The following is a 17,432-nucleotide window of genomic DNA, read 5'->3' as shown; positions in this document are numbered from 1 at the left end:
ATGCCTTGACCTGAAATAGCATAGGCGCTCAAAATGTTGGCAATTTTTTACAAAAGGCAGCCTTAGGGCTGAGGTAGAGCGATGAGCCAGCAAGACGATATTTCATATCAATTAGAAACTTTAGCCATCCGTACAGGTCATACCCGTAGCTTTGAGGGTGAGCATGCTGAACCCATTTTTCTAACATCGTCATTTGTTTATGAAAATGCCGCCGAAGCTGCTGCGAAATTTTCAGGTCAGGAACCGGGCAATATCTATTCTCGCTTTACCAACCCAACCGTTGCCATGTTTGAAAAACGTCTGGCGGCACTCGAAGGTGCAGAGCGCGCCGTTGCTACCAGTTCAGGTATGGCTGCCATTATGGCAGTGACCATGGCTTTTTTGAAAGCAGGTGATCACGTCATCTGCTCACGTGCAGTCTTTGGTTCGACTGTTTCGCTATTTGAAAAATATGTCGCAAAATTTGGGGTTAGTGTCGATTTTGTAGATTTGACCGATCTTGATGCATGGAAAAATGCCATCCAGCCTGAAACCAAATTACTGTTTGTTGAATCTCCATCAAACCCGCTTGCAGAAGTGGCTGACATTCAGGCATTGGCTGATATTGCCCATGCCAATGATGCTTTACTGGCAATCGACAATAGCTTCTGTACACCAGTGTTACAACAACCCCTCAAATTTGGTGCAGACCTGGTGGTGTATTCTGCGACTAAATATCTGGATGGTCAGGGCCGTGCCTTAGGTGGAGCTGTGGTTGGAAACCATAAACTGCTGGAAGAAATCTTTGGTTATGTGCGTACCACAGGTCCTTCAATGAGTCCGTTTAATGCATGGGTATTCCTGAAAGGCTTGGAAACGTTACGTTTACGTATGCGTGAGCATTCAGCAAGTGCGCAGCAACTGGCTGAATTTCTGGATCAGCATCCAAAGGTAGAGAAGGTTTATTATGCCGGTCTGCCTGCGCATATCGGTCATGCGCTGGCAGTGAAACAGCAGACGGGTTTTGGTGGCATTGTGTCTTTTGAGGTGAAAGGCGGTCGTGAAGCCGCTTGGACAGTCATTGACAATACCCGGTTTATCTCGATCACCGGTAACCTGGGGGATGCGAAATCAACCATTACCCATCCGGCAACCACCACACACGGTAAATTATCGCCTGAAGCCAAAGAAGCAGCAGGTATTCGCGAAGGTTTAATTCGTGTTTCTGTTGGTTTAGAAGAGATTGGTGATATTATTCGTGATATTACTCGTGGTTTAGATCTTATCTAATTTTATAAATTTATGTTCGGAGATATTTATGAACATTAATATGTTGATGCAGCAAGCTCAGCGCATGCAAAAAGAAGTTGAAAACAATGTAAAAAAAGCCAAAGAAGAGCTGGCACAAACTGAAGTGCATGCCGAAGCGGGTGGTGGTTTGGTCAAAGTCACCATGACTTGCCGCAATGTGGTGAAGCGTATCGAAATCAACCCTGAATTACTTCAGGATGATCCAGATATGATTGAAGACCTGATTGCAGCTGCAATGAATGATGCTGCGCGTCAGGCAGAATTGGTCTCTGATGAAAGAATGAAAGCAGCAAACTCGGGTATGGGTTTACCACCGGGTCTGGCAGGTATGTTCTAAGGAAGAATGCGCAATGTTTAGTGATCGTTTTGATCAACTGGTTCAAGCATTACGCATTTTGCCAAGCGTTGGGCCGAAATCGGCTCAACGTATGGCTTTGCATATGATCATGAAAAATCGTGAAGGTGCAATTGATCTGGCGCATGCGTTGACTGAGGCGACCAACTACATTCATGAATGCTCAGTCTGTCATTCATTGACTGAAGATGAAGTGTGCAATATCTGTACGTCGCTAGATCGTGATGATGAATTGCTCTGTGTGGTGGAATCACCTGCAGATGTTATGGCGATTGAGCAAAGTGGCAGTTTTAGAGGGAAATACCATGTACTGGGCGGGCATTTGTCACCGCTCGATGGGATTGGGCCTGAAGAAATTGGCATTCCGTATTTGTTGCACCGTTTGGCCAATGGTCAGGTGAAGGAAGTCATTCTCGCTACTAATGCGACGGTAGAAGGTCAGGCCACGGCACATTATCTGGTGGAAGCCAGCAAGCATCTGCCGATCCAGATGACTCGAATTGCCCAAGGTGTACCACAGGGCGGTGAACTGGAATATGTCGATAGTCATACCTTGAGTCAGGCCGTACATAACCGGATGCGCATGAAGTAAGATAGACTTAAAAATCTTGTTAGTTTTAATATAAAAAAGATATTATTTAAAATCTAGAGCCTAATAAATAAGGGGTATTTTTGCTAGATAGAGCAGAATCAGCGTTATTTTTTATACAAAAATTCTATAGATCAGTTAATATGGATCTATCGAGAATCTAATTTTAGACTCAGTCTTTATGTTTCAATTTATTCAACATCAAAACGATTTATACCCTGTGCTGAACCTGATGGATCAGAGTTCTGTTTACGGGCTGGATACCGAATTTATCAAGGTCGATACTTTGTGGCCGAAACTGGGTGTGTTTCAGATCAATGTAGACAACAAGGTCTATTTGCTGGATGGAACCACCCTGGATCTGACTGAGTTCTTCAATAAAGTTTTTAACGCCCAGCAGAATATTTTTCATGCTTGTAGCGAAGATATTGATCTGCTTTATCACTATACCCAAAAGAAATCACTGACCAATGTGTTTGATACCCAGGTCGGCATGTCTTTTCTGGGGCATGGTCTGCAAGTCAGCTATCAGAATGCGCTCAAACAGATGCTGGAAGTCGATATCGAAAAAGACCAGACCCGTTCTAACTGGCTGGCACGTCCTTTAAGTTCAGAGCAATTACTTTATGCGGCCAATGATGTGCATTATCTGGTCAAGCTGTCTGACAAAATCAAACAAGAGCTAGATACGAAATACCTACTGGATTTTGCCTTGCAAGACTGTCGTTTCTTGACTCAGGAAATTGGTGAAGATACACCAACGGCCTTGTTATATCAGGATGTGGGGAATTATCGCCATTCACGCCGTCAGCTGATGCAATTACAGCAATTGATGGTCTGGCGCGATCAGATTGCCAAAGCACTGAATCAGCCACGTAGTTTTATCTTAAAGAATGTCAGTATGATTGATCTGGTCGAGAAGTTCCCGCGCAATAACTTCCAGTTGAGTCAAGTCAAAGATATCCGTTCAAATGTGGTTCGTGAACATGGTAAAACTATTTTAGATTTATTGAAATTCTTGCCGGAACCGGAAAGCTGGCCGTTACGTCTGGCGCGTCCAATCCGTCATTCCTCCAAAGATATCGGCGAAAAGATCGATAACATCATTCAAAATGTAGTCGATGAAACCTCAATTCCAAAAGAAGTGCTGATGCGTAAAAAATGGCTGAATGCCTTGTATCAGCATGTGGTCTTTCATAAGGATGAGCAGGATCTGCCGGATTATCTGCTGGGCTGGCGCTATGAACTGTTAACCCAGCCACTGATTCAGGTGCTGCATCAGGATGAATCTTATTTATCGACCCAGATGAAAGTCAGCGAGTGATCGCTTGCAGGATTGGTTAAAGATAGAGCAATTATACAAAATCACGACTGATGCATGAGACGTGGCTAATGTTTCTGTCTTTTTTTTGATGTATCCTTGCGGATGTTTTTCCAGAAAAGTCGTTTGAAACATGCAAGTGTCTATCTACAAATCCAGCAAAAAAAGTGAAATGTATCTGTATGTGGCGCGTCCTGCGAATGAAAGCGAAGCTGAAATATTCGAGCCACTCAGCGTATTGTCTGAGCCCGTACAAGCCGCATTTGGACGTGCGACTTTTGTCATGCATCTTGAACTGAGCGAATCGCGTAAACTGGCACGTGCCAATGTATTGCATGTGATGGATTCTATTGCTACACGTGGTTTCTTTTTGCAAATGCCGCCAGAAGGCTTGATTGATCCGAATGCAGTCGCTCCAGAAGGATTGCGTGGCGCTTAATGTTAATTCAGGAGTTGTGAAATGAATGGTTATGTTGCTGTCTTAGACTCAATTCCTGAACAGAGCATTGCTGTTGCGGTTTATCTGCTGGGCAGCCTGATTGCTTTATGGTGCTGGTATGGCGTAACCAAGCGGCTGCCTAAGCCGCTTGGTGGTTTTTTGTGGATTTTAGGCTTTGCCATTCTATTGACACCGACGGTATCCGAGGGGCCGAATGCCTCTATCGCACCTGCAATCTTTGGCTTGCTGTTTGGTGTGTTGACCAAAGAGCAAGCTCTGATTTGGATTAATGCGTCACTTATTTTATTTGTCATTGGGATTGGATCTGTGATTGGCTATTGCTGGTCGACCTATGTGTCGAACAAGGGCAATCTTCGTGTTCACAAGAAAAGTTCACCGTTGTAAGTAAAAAAATAAGGTTAAATCATGTCTGCTGATCATCAACAATTTTCAGGTACAGCTCAGTACATTGCGACTGACAGTTTAAAGTTGGCGGTTAAAGCTGCCCGTAGTTTACAAAAGCCGTTATTGGTCAAAGGTGAGCCTGGTACAGGGAAAACTTTATTGGCTGAGCAGGTAGCAGAAAGCCTGGGCCTAAAACTGATCACCTGGCATATCAAGTCCACCACCAAAGCACAGCAAGGCCTGTATGAATACGATGCGGTGTCGCGCCTGCGTGATAGTCAGCTTGGTGATGACCGTGTCTATGACATCAAGAACTACATCAAGCCGGGTAAACTGTGGGAAGCATTTACCAGCGAAGAACGTTGTGTCCTGCTGATTGATGAAATTGATAAGGCAGACATCGAGTTTCCGAATGACTTGCTACATGAACTCGATAAAATGTCGTTCTATGTGTACGAGACCGGGGAAACCATTACCGCAACCCAGCGTCCAATCGTCATCATTACCTCAAATAATGAAAAAGAATTGCCCGATGCATTCCTGCGCCGTTGTTTCTTCCACTATATCGAATTTCCGGATGAAGCGACCATGCGCGAAATCATCGATGTACATTTCGAGAATATCTCTGCCACATTGGTCAATGAAGCCTTGCAGGTTTTCTTTAAATTGCGCCAGATTCCGGGTTTGAAAAAACCACCATCAACATCTGAGCTGATTGACTGGCTCAGCCTGCTCATGGCTGACGACATGCCGGAAGATATTTTGCGCAATACTGATAAATCCAAAGCGATTCCACCCTTGTACGGCGCCTTGATCAAAAATGAGCAAGATGTACAGTTGCTTGAACGTCTAGCCTTTATGTCACGTCGTTAAGGGAGAAACACGCATGTTTGTGCGACTGTTTTATACCTTACGCAAATACGGCGTACCGGTCTCAACCCGTGAGCTGATCGATTTGAATCAGGCGGTTGCGGCTGGACTGGTCTTTGCCGATCAGGATGAGTTCTATCAGCTGGCCAAAACTGTAATGGTTAAGGATGAGCGCTATTTCGACAAATTCGATCGCGCCATGAAAGACTATTTTGATGGTATTCAGAGCTTTGATATTGATGAACTGCTGAATCAGGTACATAAGCTGCCCAAAGACTGGTTCGATCTTGAACTGCTTGAAAAGCATTTGACTCCTGAACAGCGCGAAGAGCTGAAAAAAGCCGGATCATTAGAAGAGCTGATGAAAATGCTGGAAGAGCGCTTGCGCGAACAGCATAAAAAACATCAGGGTGGCAACAAGATGATTGGTACCGGCGGCACTTCGCCTTTCGGTGCCTATGGCGATCATCCGGAAGGGGTGCGTATTGGTGGGCCGGGACGGAAACGCTCTGCGGTGAAAGTCTGGGAGCAGCGTCAATATCGCAACCTCGATGATGAGCAGATTCTGGGAAGTCGTCAGATGCAAATGGCACTGCGCCGTTTGCGTAAATTCGCGCGTCAGGGTGCAGCCGAAGAGCTGGATATCGATGGCACGATTCGTGAAACCGCCAAGCAGGGTATTTTAGACGTACAGCTGGTGCCTGAGCGCCGTAACCGCATTAAGGTGCTGATGCTGTTTGATGTCGGCGGTTCCATGGACTCACATATTGCCCAGTGTGAAAAACTGTTTAGCGCAGCCAAAACCGAATTTAAAACCCTGGACTATTTTTATTTCCATAACTGCCTGTATGACTATGTCTGGAAAGACAATATCCGCCGTTCCAGCTCGCGCATGAATACCTGGGATTTATTCAATACCTATGGCCGTGATTACCGGGTGATTGTGGTTGGTGATGCCAGTATGGCGCCTTATGAAATCACCTCGGTCGGTGGTTCGGTTGAATATATGAATGATGAAGCAGGACAGGTCTGGTTGCAGCGTCTACGTCAGCATTTTGATAAAACCGCATGGCTCAATCCCGAAGAAGAAAACTATTGGCATTACACGCATAGCATTGGTTTGATTAAGCAAATCTTTGAGAACCATATGTTTCCAATGACTTTGAAAGGCATTGAAGATATGACCAAATATCTCGCGCGTTAATTTTATTTTTCTGTTAGTGGCTTTATCTATAATTATGAGTGGGTTAACCACATTATTTTAGGATAAAGTCATTTGTTGTACATTCCAAAGTTCAGGAATTATTATGGCTCATCAAATTAATGGTATTGCTTTACCCAATGAGGACGGCTTTTTTGGTCAATATGGCGGTCAGTTTATTCCGCCCGATCTAAAACAGGCGATGGACGATATCAATGTCGCTTATCAGGAAATCCGCCATACTCCAGAATTCCAGAACGAGCTTAAAGACCTGTTTGCCAACTATGTGGGTCGTCCAAGTCCTTTATTTCATGCCAAGCGTCTGTCAGATCAGTTAGGCGGTGCACAGATTTATCTGAAACGTGAAGATTTAAATCATACAGGTGCACACAAGATCAATCATTGTCTGGGTGAGGCTTTGCTGGCCAAATACATGGGCAAGACCAAAGTCATTGCAGAAACTGGTGCGGGTCAGCACGGCGTCGCATTGGCAACTGCCTGTGCCTTGGTTGGGATTCCATGTGAAATTCACATGGGTCAGGTGGATATTGAAAAAGAGCATCCAAACGTCGTAAAAATGAAGATTCTGGGTGCGCGCCTGATCTCTGTGACGCGTGGTACAGCAACCCTGAAAGATGCAGTTGATAGTGCATTTGAAGAATACTTGAAAGACCCGAAAAATTATATCTATGCCATTGGTTCGGTGGTGGGGCCGCATCCATTTCCAATGATGGTACGTGATTTCCAGTCCATTATCGGTGATGAAATCAAAGTGCAAAGTAATGACCGTTTTGGTGCAAACCCGGACTATGTGGTGGCCTGTGTTGGCGGTGGTTCCAATGCAGTGGGTGCATTTACCGCGTTTTTAAATGAACCGGAAGTAAAGCTGGTGGGCGTAGAGCCGGGAGGTCATGGCCTGGACACCGATATGCATTCGGCGACCTTAACACTGGGTAAACCAAGTCAATTGCATGGTATGGCCTGCTATGTGCTGGAAGATGAGCAGGGTGAACCTTTACCGGTACATTCGATTGCTTCTGGCCTGGATTATCCTGGTGTGGGGCCGCAGCATAGTTTGCTTAAAGACTTAGGCCGGGTAGAGTACACCACAGCGACCGATCAGGAATGTCTGAATGCTTTCATGACCTTGTCACGTGTCGAAGGTATTGTGCCGGCATTAGAAAGTTCACATGCAGTCGCTTGGGCGATTCGTGAGGCGGGTAAGTTGCCAAAAGAAGTCAAAATCGTGGTCAATCTTTCTGGACGTGGTGATAAAGACTCAGATTATGTGGCAGAGAAACTGGGTTTAAATTAAGCTTGCTGACAATATTGATATAAAAAATCCCGGTCATGTACCGGGATTTTTTATAGGTGAAATCTGCGTCTTTGTCATGACTTTATTATTTAAATTAAGGGCCTTTAAACTTGATTTTTGCCATGTTTCAGATCTTTTAAAAACACTAAACTGCTTTTAACCTGAAATATATTGCTGTAATTGATCAATCAGTTTGCGTTGGTCATCCATTGCTGCTTTGACCAAATCTCCGATTGAAATCAGACCAAGCAGTTTTTCATCTTCTACCACTGGCAGATGCCGTAGATGGCGCTCAGTCATTAAGGCTAAACAGTCTTCTACAGTCGTCGAGGTATTTACGGTAATCACTTTAGAGGTCATGATTTCATTGACTGTGGTATCGAAAGAGGTTCTTTGCATCAGGGCGATTTTACGAGTGTAATCCCGCTCCGACAAAATCCCTACCACGTTATCTTCATGCGTTACCACAAGTGCCCCGATTCCTTTATCAGCCATCAAGGTGATGGCCTCTAAAACAGTAGAATCTGGACGGATGGTATAAATAGCTTGATGCATTTTTTCATTCAGCACCTGTGCCACATTGGTCATGCTTCATCATCCTTACTGGTCAATTTATTATTAATCCTAGAGTATGCCTTCAACCTGAACATCTCTAAGTGTTTAGGTTTTAGTCTTTATAAATAGCATGTTATTTACGCAATGTGCAGTCTTTGTTGTGAAAAAAATAGGTGACGCATCTGTGCAGTGCTCAGTTTAAGTCTGGTGCCATTGGTATTGCACAGGGCTGGGGTGACATTCAGGCGCGACAAGGTCGGCAATAATGCATTTTCAAAATCTTCAGAATTGATTTTACGCGGAGCATAATCAGGCCAATGTTGCTGGGCATAATTTTTGGCATCGAGAGGATTTAGCCAAAACGGGAAAATACAGTCTTCCTGATCACGCATCATTGCCCAGCCTTGATGATATGCGCCCCATAGCTCGCCACAATTCCTTAAAGATTTCAGCATGGTGATCTTGAAAAGGGATTCTTTACAGATCGGATCAATTTGAATAATTTTTCGTGGTTTCATTAGAATAAAGTGCTATTGGATGTCAGACCTTATTCTAGGAACTTTATAAGTAATTACTGTTTCAGCTTTGCAAGGATTGGTAAGAAAATATGTATTTATTGCTATTTATCGAAAAAAAGGGCTGAAAAAAACGCCACCTAGGTGACGTTTCATTATGCTTGCAGGGTGGCCATGTTCTGCCAGTACTGCGCTTTGAGTGAATCCCGTTCTACACGGAAACCTTGATAATAAAGTTCTGCTAAAAAAAGCGCTGCTTTACCATGACCTGCACGAGCTGCATCTTCAAGCTGTTTTACCGCATCCACAAAGTTCATTTGGGATTGGATGGTATTCACGGCATCTGCATACAGATGTTCCAGATCGTGTTGAGAGAGTTGTTGTATCATATAAAAACTCCTTAATTTTAATTATGATTACAGGACAGACTAATCAGTCTAAATACAAATATAACTTAGTATTGTTAAACTAATATTACAAAATAATGGAAAAGTCAACTATTCGATTTTATTCGTTTACTTTAGTTATAGTTTACATGACTAAACTATACACACTTATAAATATTATTAAGATAAATTGTAAATAGAGATCAAACAATAAGGAGAAAGCCATGATGACAAGAACTTTAGATGGTGTAAATTTTGATATGCCACCAACTGCTGGGCAAATCCTTGAACTTGCACATTTGCATCGCAAGAAACTGGATGACGCTATATTTAGTAAATATACGCATCTAGGTAATTATGGACTGGCACAACGTAAAGAGGTGTATGACTTTACCCGTGCTCTGGACGTCAATCAGCGTGAGCAGTTCTATAAACTCTATAATGGCGAGTTGGTTCGAATTGCAGATGAAGATCGCCTGCATCCCCCTGAAGCAGAAGCGGGGTTAAGTAAATTTGCTGTTGCACTGGTATTGGTGATTGTAGCATTGGTGCTCTATTCCACTATTCTGAGCAGAATGATGAGCTAATCCGCAGAGTCGTGGATTTTAGCCCTGCTAAATATGGCGCTACTGACTTGAACTTATATAAGCCTAACCATACACTACCTTTAACTTGAGGTAGTGTATGTCTATAGATACAGAAAAGTTAATTCAATGGTTCAGCAGAATCAAGCTGGAACAGATTTATAATATTGTTGTCATTTTTATGGTTGTGGTAATTTTATTTTTAGCCGCATTGGCTCTCTATCGTCCGCTTAGCATCTCTCAAATCACTCAGATTCGGCAACTTTCTGAACAGCAGAATTTGCCCCAAACTCAGGATCTGGCACTGGCTCTATTAGAGCAGCAGCATATCCGTCGTGGGCAGTATCTTAAATTGATGCAGGCCTATCAGCAGGAGTCTCTGCGGGCGCGTCAGCTGCCACCGCTCTCGGTGGAGATGCCTTAGGCACAGGGTTTGCTGGCAAATTGAAATTGGCATCCATTAAATTCTGCTCCAAACGCATTTTCAAGGCATCTTTATCCAGTTCTTTATTGACCACGACCAGCGTTAGGCGGTCTGGATGTAAATGTTTGCGTATTGCATTTTGCACATCCTTTGCGCTAATTCTGGCCAGACGTTTCGGATAACTGGATAAATAATCATTTTGCTCACTATAAAAGCTCATATTGCCTAACTGGGCATTAATGGTGGCATTGCTGCTGTAATTGTTAGGGAAGGCGCGCAGCATGCCTGCTTTGGTTTCTTCCAGACGTTGAGTGTCAATCGGTTGGCTGACAAAATTGATAAATGCCTGATGTGCAACCTGAATACTCTCTAGTAGCTGATCCTGCCGTGTAGAATATTTAAAGCTGAATACTCCGGGTGCCTGACTAAAGCTGAATGAGCTATAAGCGCCGTAGCTAAAACCACGTTTGACCCGCAGTTCCTGCATGAGTACTGCATTAAATCCACTCCCGCCAAACATGCGGTTGGCGACTTCTAGGGCCAGTCGATCTTCAGTAAAGCGTGATGGCCCTATATGTCCAAAAGTGATATGCGCCTGAGACGAGTTATAGGGTAAATGCACCACTTCAAAACCAGATTTAATTTCAGGCTGTGGTAATGCAGCTGCTTTTTGACCTTGAGTTAAATTGCCGGCAATCCGTTCTGACAGTTCCAGCGCCTGTTTGGGGCTGAGTTTACCGGTAATAGCAATATTCATATTTTGCGCCACCAGAAACTGATCACGGAATTGTTTTAATAATTCGGCATTAATTTTCTTGGTACTGCCTTGGGTGCCACTGATTGGTTCTGCATAAGGATGCTGACCATATAGAGTGCGATAAAAACGAATATCCATCAGCCGGCTTGGATTTTCCTGTAATTGCTTTTGTCCCACTTGGGTATTGCTTAAAGCCAGATTAATACTGGCGGGTTTAAATGACGCATTCTTTAGAACTTCCATCATCATTCCGAGTGCCGGTTCCAATTTATTTGGATCTGAAAGCGTACGCAGCCGAACCACAAACATGTCCCGATAGGCCTGTACGCTAAATTGTGCTCCAGTCTGGTCAAAAATTGCCGCGACCTGATTCGCACTATATCTGTCTGTGCCTTCACGCATCAACTTGGCTGCCATACTGGACAGGCCATAGAGTCCTTTAGTAATTTCCTGATCACGCGCCGAGCCGGCATTAAAGGTCAGCTGGATATCCACCATTGGAAGATCTTGGGTTTCAACAAATAGCGTACGTACCTGATAGCGATTGTTCAGGTCGTGAATATACGGTGCCTGAAATTCACGCTGCGGATTGAGATTTTTCAGGCTTTGCAACAGAGGGATAGACTGTAACTGACTCGGATTATCGTTTTGATCGGGTTGAGGGTCCAGATAATTTTCTGCATGAACAGCAGAAGCAAAACTTAAAATAAAAATAAGTAAAAAAGGGCGAAGATGATGACGCATTGCAATCCCCATTATTGGGCTTTTTGTTCAGGTGAGAGATAAAGTGTGCTGAGATTGTCTCGGACGAAATAGGCATTGGCGACACGCTGGATATCCTGAACACTAACACTTTCAAAATGTTTGGGTAGTTCATCCATCAGCCGATAACTCAGTCCATTGACTTCCAGATTGCCAATCATTTTGGCCTGGCCGGCAATATCATCCTGACTATAAATCAAACTGGAGATAAAGCGGGTGCTGATACGATCTACTTCCTGTTGGGTCATGGCGGTGGTTTTGAGTACATCCACTTCATCCTGAATCGCTTGTTGTGCCTCTTGCAAAGATACGCCTGACGCAGGTAAGGCAGAAATGCCAAACAGGCTGTCACCACGATTATAAGGATCATAAGAAACGCTGACAGAGGTCAGAATTTTACGATCACGCACCAGACGGTCTTGCAGGCGTGAAGATATACCGCTGTCCAAAAGGCTACGAATAATGGTCAAGGCATACGCATCTTGTGGGTTTTTGGCAGTGCCGAGGGATTTCACATTCCAGGTCATGTACAGATTGGGCACCTGAACATTACTGTTAATTTCCATATGCCGATAGCCTAAGCGCTCAAACTCCAGCACATCATTACGTGGCGGTGTTGGACGCGCAGGGATATCTCCAAAATATTTTTGCACTTGCGCTAAAGCCGCTTCCGATTCCACATTTCCGACAATTACCAGAATGGCATTATTGGGGCTATACCAGTCCCGATACCATTTTTTGACATCATTTAACTGAATATTATTTAGAGTTTTCATATGTCCAATCACCGGTTGGCGATAATGGCTGGTCGGATAACTGATCCATTTAAAGCGTTCAAAGGCCTGAGCGCGCGGGTTGTCATCGGTACGCTGGCGCCGTTCTTCCATCACCACTTTAATTTCTGGCGCAAAGTCCTGCTGCCGCAGTAATAAATTGCTCATGCGGTCAGATTCAAGTTCCAGTGCCATGGGGAAATAGGCTTTAGGATAGAGCTGATAATAATTGGTGTAATTGGTAAAGGTGGCGGCGTTGATGCTGCCGCCATAAATCCGGCTCAGACGGGTAAATTCGTCATTTGGAACTTTATGCGTACCTTTGAACATCATATGTTCAAGTGCATGCGATACCCCCAGAATATTGCCAGATTCATCACTGCTGCCGACTTTATACCAGATCTGGGTCATCACCATGGGCGCACGATGGTCTTCCCGAATAATGACTTTTAATCCATTACTTAAAGTGGTTTCAAAAGTGGTGCGTGATAATTCACTACGAGTCTGGGCTTGGGCCTGATTAATACTTAATCCCAGCAATAGGACACCAAGTGGATAAAGCGTTTGTTTAATCATTCTGGAAACAGAGGAGACAGTCAAAAAGGTAGCGGACACTAGATCTCCCAAAAAATAGGCATTTGTATTTAGGGTTATTTTTAATAAATGCGGAGATGAAAGCAACCAAGAGCTGTAGCTTTTTGGTATGTTTGTCCAGCATTTGCATTGCTAGCTGCAAAGCAGGCAAGTTATGGTAGAATCTGGGTTTTTAACGCAATGCTTTTCAAGGATTCGGCATGCAACAGCAATCTAATGGGCAAAACAAATTTTTGATTGATGCTGATATCGGAGATGATGATGTCACATTACCGAGCTTACCTGCGGTCAATGTGCCTATCGTAGAAACGCCAAGCGAAGCAGCTGTAGTTTCTGCACCTGTCGTAACAGAAACTGAAAATGAAGATTCTGCGGCGAAAGGTGGCTTCTTTAGCCGTATGAAAGAGGGTTTAACCAAAACCCGTAAAAACCTTGCCGATGGGATGGTCAATATCCTGATCGGTGGTAAAGAAATTGATGATGAATTATTAGAAGAAGTCGAAGAGCAGCTGCTGGTGGCCGATATTGGTGTGGAAGCCACCAAGACCATCATTGCTAACCTGACCGAGCGTACCGAACGTGGTGACTTGATCTACTCGCATTCACTGTATAAGGCGCTTCAGGAAGAACTGGTGGCTTTATTGGCACCCCGGGTAAAACCGCTACACATTGATCCGAATAAATCGCCTTATGTGATTTTAGTGGTCGGTGTAAATGGTGTAGGTAAAACCACCACGATTGGCAAACTGGCCAAACGTCTGCAAGGTGAAGGCAAGACTGTCATGCTGGCGGCAGGTGATACTTTCCGTGCAGCTGCAACGGAGCAGCTACAGATCTGGGGTGAGCGTAATAATATTGCGGTCGTGGCTCAAGGCAATGGTGCAGACTCGGCTTCAGTCATTTTCGATGCTTTTGAAAGTGCGCGTGCCAAAGGCGTAGATGTATTAATTGCTGATACAGCTGGTCGTTTGCATAACAAAGGTCATTTGATGCAAGAGTTGACCAAAGTAAAACGTGTCATGCAGAAAATTGATGCGACTGCACCACATGAAGTGATGTTGGTTGTCGATGCCGGAACAGGTCAGAATGCCATTAACCAGGTCGAAATGTTTGATGAGGCGGTAGGCCTAACCGGTTTGACCATTACCAAGCTCGATGGGACTGCCAAAGGTGGCGTACTGTTTAATATTGCCAGTCGTACTCATGTGCCGATTCGCTTTATTGGTGTGGGTGAGAAAATTGATGACTTGCGTCCTTTCTCTGCCAAATCTTTTGTTGCTGCATTGTTTGAAACTGAAAATAAATAATGCGTGATAATTCACACAAACTCCGCTAAGTGCGGAGTTTGTTGTTTTTGAGGGGTTTGAATGCTTTAAAAATCAGCTAGAAAATATGAACCAGATCTATCTACCGTAATAAAGCCATTATACTTGTATGGGATTATTCGAGCTGTTTTAGCTGGGTTTTGTGGGGGGAAGAAATGGCATTGCTAAATAAAATTGGTCAGGTATTAACAAGTGATATAACCAAGGACTTTAAATTTTCGAAAAAAAACAAATCCGATGATGATTTGAAACTGACTTTTGTTGATCAGTTGAAAAAGCGCCGTAGTATTTATGAACTTGGCAAGCGCGTACATTATAGTCAGGCGTATCTGAGTGAAATGCTTCAGGCAGCAGTGCGCAGTTGTCCTTCAGCCTATAATTCCCAAAGTACGCGGATTGTAGTGTTATTTGCGGATTCTCATTATAAGTTTTGGGAACTTGTCAAACAGGTTCAGCGCCAGCATGTGCCCACACATATTTACGAAGGTGCAGAGATCAAGTTAAATCAGTGTGCCGCGGCATATGGCACGATTTTATTTTACGAAGATCAAGCCGTGATTCAGCAACTACAAAAGAAAATGCCGCTCAATGCAGAAGATTTCCCGATCTGGTCTGAACAGACATCAGGAATGGCGCAATTTGCCGTGTGGACTGCATTGGCAGATTCGGGTTTAGGTGCATCTTTACAGCATTATAATCCGCAGATCGACACTTTAGTCGCCGAGCATTTTGACATTGAAAAGAGCTGGTTGTTACGTGCCCAACTTTGCTTTGGCTCGATTGAGCAGGCAGCAAAAGAAAAATTAGAACAGCAAGATCAGCACTTTTTTAAAGTATTGGGTTAAAAACCGATGAAGGACGGTATAGCAGCATGGATGCTGCGAATGAAATCTAATACAAATATTCTATTCAGATCTAAGTCTGATTGTTCTATAAATAAAACACATTGTTATGGGAATGCACCTGTTTTAAGTGCTCAAAACACGTAGTATGACTTTATCAGTTTTTAATAATCAAAATACATAGAGGTGAATTTATGGCATTTTTAGATCAAATCAAACAGCGCCGAAGCATTTATACCATTGGGAAAAATGTGAGCCTGGAGCAGGCTGAAATTGAAAATCTCATTAAAGATGCAGTTAAACACAGCCCATCATCTTTTAACTCGCAAACTTCTCGTGTGGTAATTTTATTTGGTCAATCACATGATACTTTCTGGCATATTGTGCGTGAAACCTTGCGTGATCTTGTTTCGACAGATGCATTTGAAGCAACCAATAATAAAATTAATGGTTTTGCAGCAGGTTATGGCACCGCATTGTTTTATGAAGACCAGAATGTGGTGAAATCGATGCAAGAACAGTTTGCACTCTATGCCGATAACTTCCCGGTCTGGTCAGAGCATTCTTCAGCCATTGCGCAGTTTGCAACCTGGACAGCTTTGGCAGAGAAAAATATCGGTGCCTCGTTGCAGCATTACAATCCAATTATTGATGAAGAAGTTGCACAAACTTTTGAAGTCCCATCGCACTGGAAGCTTCGCGCACAATTAGTTTTTGGTTCTATTGAAGCACCTGCAGGCGAAAAAACCTTTATGGATGATGCGGAGCGTTTTAAAACCTTTGCATAAATCGGGTTTCAGCTAAAAAGAAGTGCTTTTGTGCTTCTTTTTTTATTTGTACTGGCTAATAGCAGATAATTTAAAATTGCTAGTCAAATAAATGCTAAAAGTTCAGGTGAAATAAGAGAAGTTTTTGTCATAAAATTGTCATTTCGACGCGGCATAGTGCAGCTCAACTTTAATAATTAACTTGAAATGAGTAGATGATATGGATTTTCGTATTGCGGCAACTGTAGCGGCACTGTTGTTTAGTACCTCGGTTTTTTCAGCGGTGACTATTACAGTACCTGAAGAAATTAAGATCGTTGCGGTAAATAATCAGGAAATAAAATCAAGTCTATTACGTTCTAATTCAACTTATAAACTGGATGCTGGAATGAATAATATCAGCGTCCGCTATAATGAGTTTTTTCAGCACTCTGATAATTCACATGACATTTTAAAGTCGGGAGTGCTTACTGTAAAAACTCCAGAGCTTAAAGATGGTGAAACCTATCGTTTAGCGTTAATTAATGCACCTCAGAATTTTGACGAAGCTAAAAAGTACCAGGATCAGCCCATCATTGGCTTATATGATGCAAAAAATCAGCTGCTTGTTCAGCAAGCGGGCGCTAAAGATGCAGCGAGAACATGGTTTGCAAATAATGTATTGACCAAAACAGTCGAGATGAGTAGCAAGTCAGCAACATCACTTAATCAACCAGCACCTGTATATGCTCAGGCAGCTAGTGTAGCTACGGTCGCCACTCCTCAAACTCAATTCGTCGGGCAGAATGATCAACAACTCATTCAATTATGGCAAAAGGCCTCCAAAGCTGAACGTCAAAAATTTATGACTTGGTTGGCTGAACAGACGAATTAAAAGATAAAGTATGAAGGATCAAATGGTATTGATGCTTTTTTAATAGGTAGAGTGCAGAGATTTATATTTGGTTATACTTTTAATGCAAAAAATCTGGAAAATCTCTCAGAAAAGGCTAAAAATAACATTTTAGATTAAAAAATAAACGTACAAGTCACTTTTTTGAATCTTTTTGAGAAAAGCCCTTGCGCTTGTTTCTAAAGTGTATAGAATACGCTGCATCAAGGCGATACAGCAAAACGAACTTGGCTGATTAAGTTAGGTTGTTGTGTGAGTTGTCTGGTAGCTTGTTTCTGACGAAGAGCAAGAAGATCATTAAGAGATTATGAAGAACAACTTGTGTGGATTTTTACTGGTTGATTGATCGAAATTATTTTCATTGATTGATGGTAGAAATGACTCGAAGTTTATTTGAGAAATATTTGTCAGAAAATTGATGAGCCAAGATTGGTGTCCTTTAGGCACTACTGATTTTAAACTGAAGAGTTT

Annotated in this window: 20 protein-coding genes; 15 read left to right on the top strand and 5 right to left on the bottom strand. The window is 43.1% G+C overall.

Annotation, left to right across the window (positions count from 1 at the left end):
* Positions 1 to 81: 81 nt before the first annotated feature.
* The 9 genes from FTU42_RS06325 to trpB all read left to right on the top strand — a co-directional run bounded on the left by FTU42_RS06325 (position 82) and on the right by trpB (position 7,785).
* Positions 82 to 1,269, top strand: a complete 1,188-nt coding sequence (locus FTU42_RS06325; RefSeq protein WP_074383193.1) for an O-succinylhomoserine sulfhydrylase — start codon at positions 82 to 84, stop codon at positions 1,267 to 1,269.
* A 28-nt stretch (positions 1,270 to 1,297) separates the two neighbouring features.
* Positions 1,298 to 1,627: a YbaB/EbfC family nucleoid-associated protein gene (locus FTU42_RS06320; RefSeq protein ID WP_004731251.1), complete on the top strand. Its 330-nt coding sequence runs from the start codon at positions 1,298 to 1,300 to the stop codon at positions 1,625 to 1,627.
* 13 nt (positions 1,628 to 1,640) lie between these two features.
* Complete coding sequence (gene recR / locus FTU42_RS06315) at positions 1,641 to 2,237, top strand: recombination mediator RecR (RefSeq protein ID WP_180083178.1); 597 nt, start codon at positions 1,641 to 1,643, stop codon at positions 2,235 to 2,237.
* A gap of 178 nt (positions 2,238 to 2,415) precedes the next feature.
* Positions 2,416 to 3,558, top strand: coding sequence for an HRDC domain-containing protein (locus tag FTU42_RS06310; protein ID WP_005097077.1), 1,143 nt, complete (start codon positions 2,416 to 2,418; stop codon positions 3,556 to 3,558).
* A gap of 130 nt (positions 3,559 to 3,688) precedes the next feature.
* On the top strand, positions 3,689 to 3,994 hold the full coding sequence (locus FTU42_RS06305; RefSeq protein WP_100355325.1) for a YcgL domain-containing protein: 306 nt from the start codon (positions 3,689 to 3,691) through the stop codon (positions 3,992 to 3,994).
* Positions 3,995 to 4,015: 21 nt separating this feature from the next.
* Positions 4,016 to 4,399, top strand: coding sequence for a hypothetical protein (locus FTU42_RS06300; RefSeq protein ID WP_074383190.1), 384 nt, complete (start codon positions 4,016 to 4,018; stop codon positions 4,397 to 4,399).
* 21 nt (positions 4,400 to 4,420) lie between these two features.
* On the top strand, positions 4,421 to 5,272 hold the full coding sequence (locus tag FTU42_RS06295) for a MoxR family ATPase (protein WP_005097074.1): 852 nt from the start codon (positions 4,421 to 4,423) through the stop codon (positions 5,270 to 5,272).
* Positions 5,273 to 5,285: 13 nt separating this feature from the next.
* Complete coding sequence (locus FTU42_RS06290; protein ID WP_159138293.1) at positions 5,286 to 6,473, top strand: VWA domain-containing protein; 1,188 nt, start codon at positions 5,286 to 5,288, stop codon at positions 6,471 to 6,473.
* A gap of 103 nt (positions 6,474 to 6,576) precedes the next feature.
* The gene (gene trpB / locus FTU42_RS06285) at positions 6,577 to 7,785 is read left to right on the top strand and encodes a tryptophan synthase subunit beta (RefSeq protein ID WP_180083177.1); all 1,209 of its coding nucleotides are present in this window, start codon (positions 6,577 to 6,579) and stop codon (positions 7,783 to 7,785) included.
* 156 nt (positions 7,786 to 7,941) lie between these two features.
* On the opposite strand, the gene FTU42_RS06280 is transcribed toward trpB, so the two are convergent.
* The 3 genes from FTU42_RS06280 to FTU42_RS06270 all read right to left on the bottom strand — a co-directional run bounded on the left by FTU42_RS06280 (position 7,942) and on the right by FTU42_RS06270 (position 9,244).
* A complete protein-coding gene (locus FTU42_RS06280) occupies positions 7,942 to 8,373 on the bottom strand; it encodes a CBS domain-containing protein (protein WP_005097071.1) in 432 nt (143 codons plus the stop codon).
* 104 nt (positions 8,374 to 8,477) lie between these two features.
* Complete coding sequence (locus FTU42_RS06275) at positions 8,478 to 8,858, bottom strand: DUF2750 domain-containing protein (RefSeq protein ID WP_180001733.1); 381 nt, start codon at positions 8,856 to 8,858, stop codon at positions 8,478 to 8,480.
* A gap of 152 nt (positions 8,859 to 9,010) precedes the next feature.
* A complete protein-coding gene (locus tag FTU42_RS06270) occupies positions 9,011 to 9,244 on the bottom strand; it encodes a hypothetical protein (protein ID WP_005097069.1) in 234 nt (77 codons plus the stop codon).
* A gap of 224 nt (positions 9,245 to 9,468) precedes the next feature.
* Between FTU42_RS06270 and FTU42_RS06265 the strand changes: the two genes are divergently transcribed.
* Both FTU42_RS06265 and FTU42_RS06260 read left to right on the top strand, forming a co-directional pair.
* The gene (locus tag FTU42_RS06265; protein ID WP_035337940.1) at positions 9,469 to 9,828 is read left to right on the top strand and encodes a hypothetical protein; all 360 of its coding nucleotides are present in this window, start codon (positions 9,469 to 9,471) and stop codon (positions 9,826 to 9,828) included.
* A 97-nt stretch (positions 9,829 to 9,925) separates the two neighbouring features.
* A complete protein-coding gene (locus tag FTU42_RS06260; protein ID WP_005097067.1) occupies positions 9,926 to 10,249 on the top strand; it encodes a hypothetical protein in 324 nt (107 codons plus the stop codon).
* Here FTU42_RS06260 and FTU42_RS06255 read toward each other — a convergent pair.
* Both FTU42_RS06255 and FTU42_RS06250 read right to left on the bottom strand, forming a co-directional pair.
* Positions 10,173 to 11,750: a pitrilysin family protein gene (locus FTU42_RS06255; protein ID WP_180083176.1), complete on the bottom strand. Its 1,578-nt coding sequence runs from the start codon at positions 11,748 to 11,750 to the stop codon at positions 10,173 to 10,175. The two genes, FTU42_RS06260 and FTU42_RS06255, sit on opposite strands and share 77 nt — an antisense overlap.
* 11 nt (positions 11,751 to 11,761) lie before the next feature.
* Positions 11,762 to 13,156: a pitrilysin family protein gene (locus tag FTU42_RS06250; RefSeq protein ID WP_180083175.1), complete on the bottom strand. Its 1,395-nt coding sequence runs from the start codon at positions 13,154 to 13,156 to the stop codon at positions 11,762 to 11,764.
* Between the two features lie 179 nt (positions 13,157 to 13,335).
* Here FTU42_RS06250 and ftsY point away from each other — a divergent pair, with 179 nt between their 5' ends.
* From ftsY to FTU42_RS06230, 4 genes are all read left to right on the top strand, one after another.
* Entirely contained in the window at positions 13,336 to 14,442 is a 1,107-nt protein-coding gene (gene ftsY / locus FTU42_RS06245; RefSeq protein ID WP_005097061.1) for a signal recognition particle-docking protein FtsY, read from the top strand.
* A 173-nt stretch (positions 14,443 to 14,615) separates the two neighbouring features.
* On the top strand, positions 14,616 to 15,305 hold the full coding sequence (locus FTU42_RS06240) for a nitroreductase family protein (protein ID WP_100355321.1): 690 nt from the start codon (positions 14,616 to 14,618) through the stop codon (positions 15,303 to 15,305).
* A 191-nt stretch (positions 15,306 to 15,496) separates the two neighbouring features.
* Entirely contained in the window at positions 15,497 to 16,090 is a 594-nt protein-coding gene (locus FTU42_RS06235) for a nitroreductase family protein (RefSeq protein ID WP_005097059.1), read from the top strand.
* Between the two features lie 199 nt (positions 16,091 to 16,289).
* Positions 16,290 to 16,943: a DUF2057 domain-containing protein gene (locus FTU42_RS06230; RefSeq protein WP_074383185.1), complete on the top strand. Its 654-nt coding sequence runs from the start codon at positions 16,290 to 16,292 to the stop codon at positions 16,941 to 16,943.
* Positions 16,944 to 17,432: the final 489 nt, after the last annotated feature.

The sequence above is a fragment of the Acinetobacter sp. YH12102 genome, from assembly GCF_013419125.1.
GTDB lineage: Bacteria > Pseudomonadota > Gammaproteobacteria > Pseudomonadales > Moraxellaceae > Acinetobacter > Acinetobacter pseudolwoffii.
Note: the sequence above shows the minus strand (reverse complement) of the source record. Positions and strands in the feature narration are given on the sequence as shown.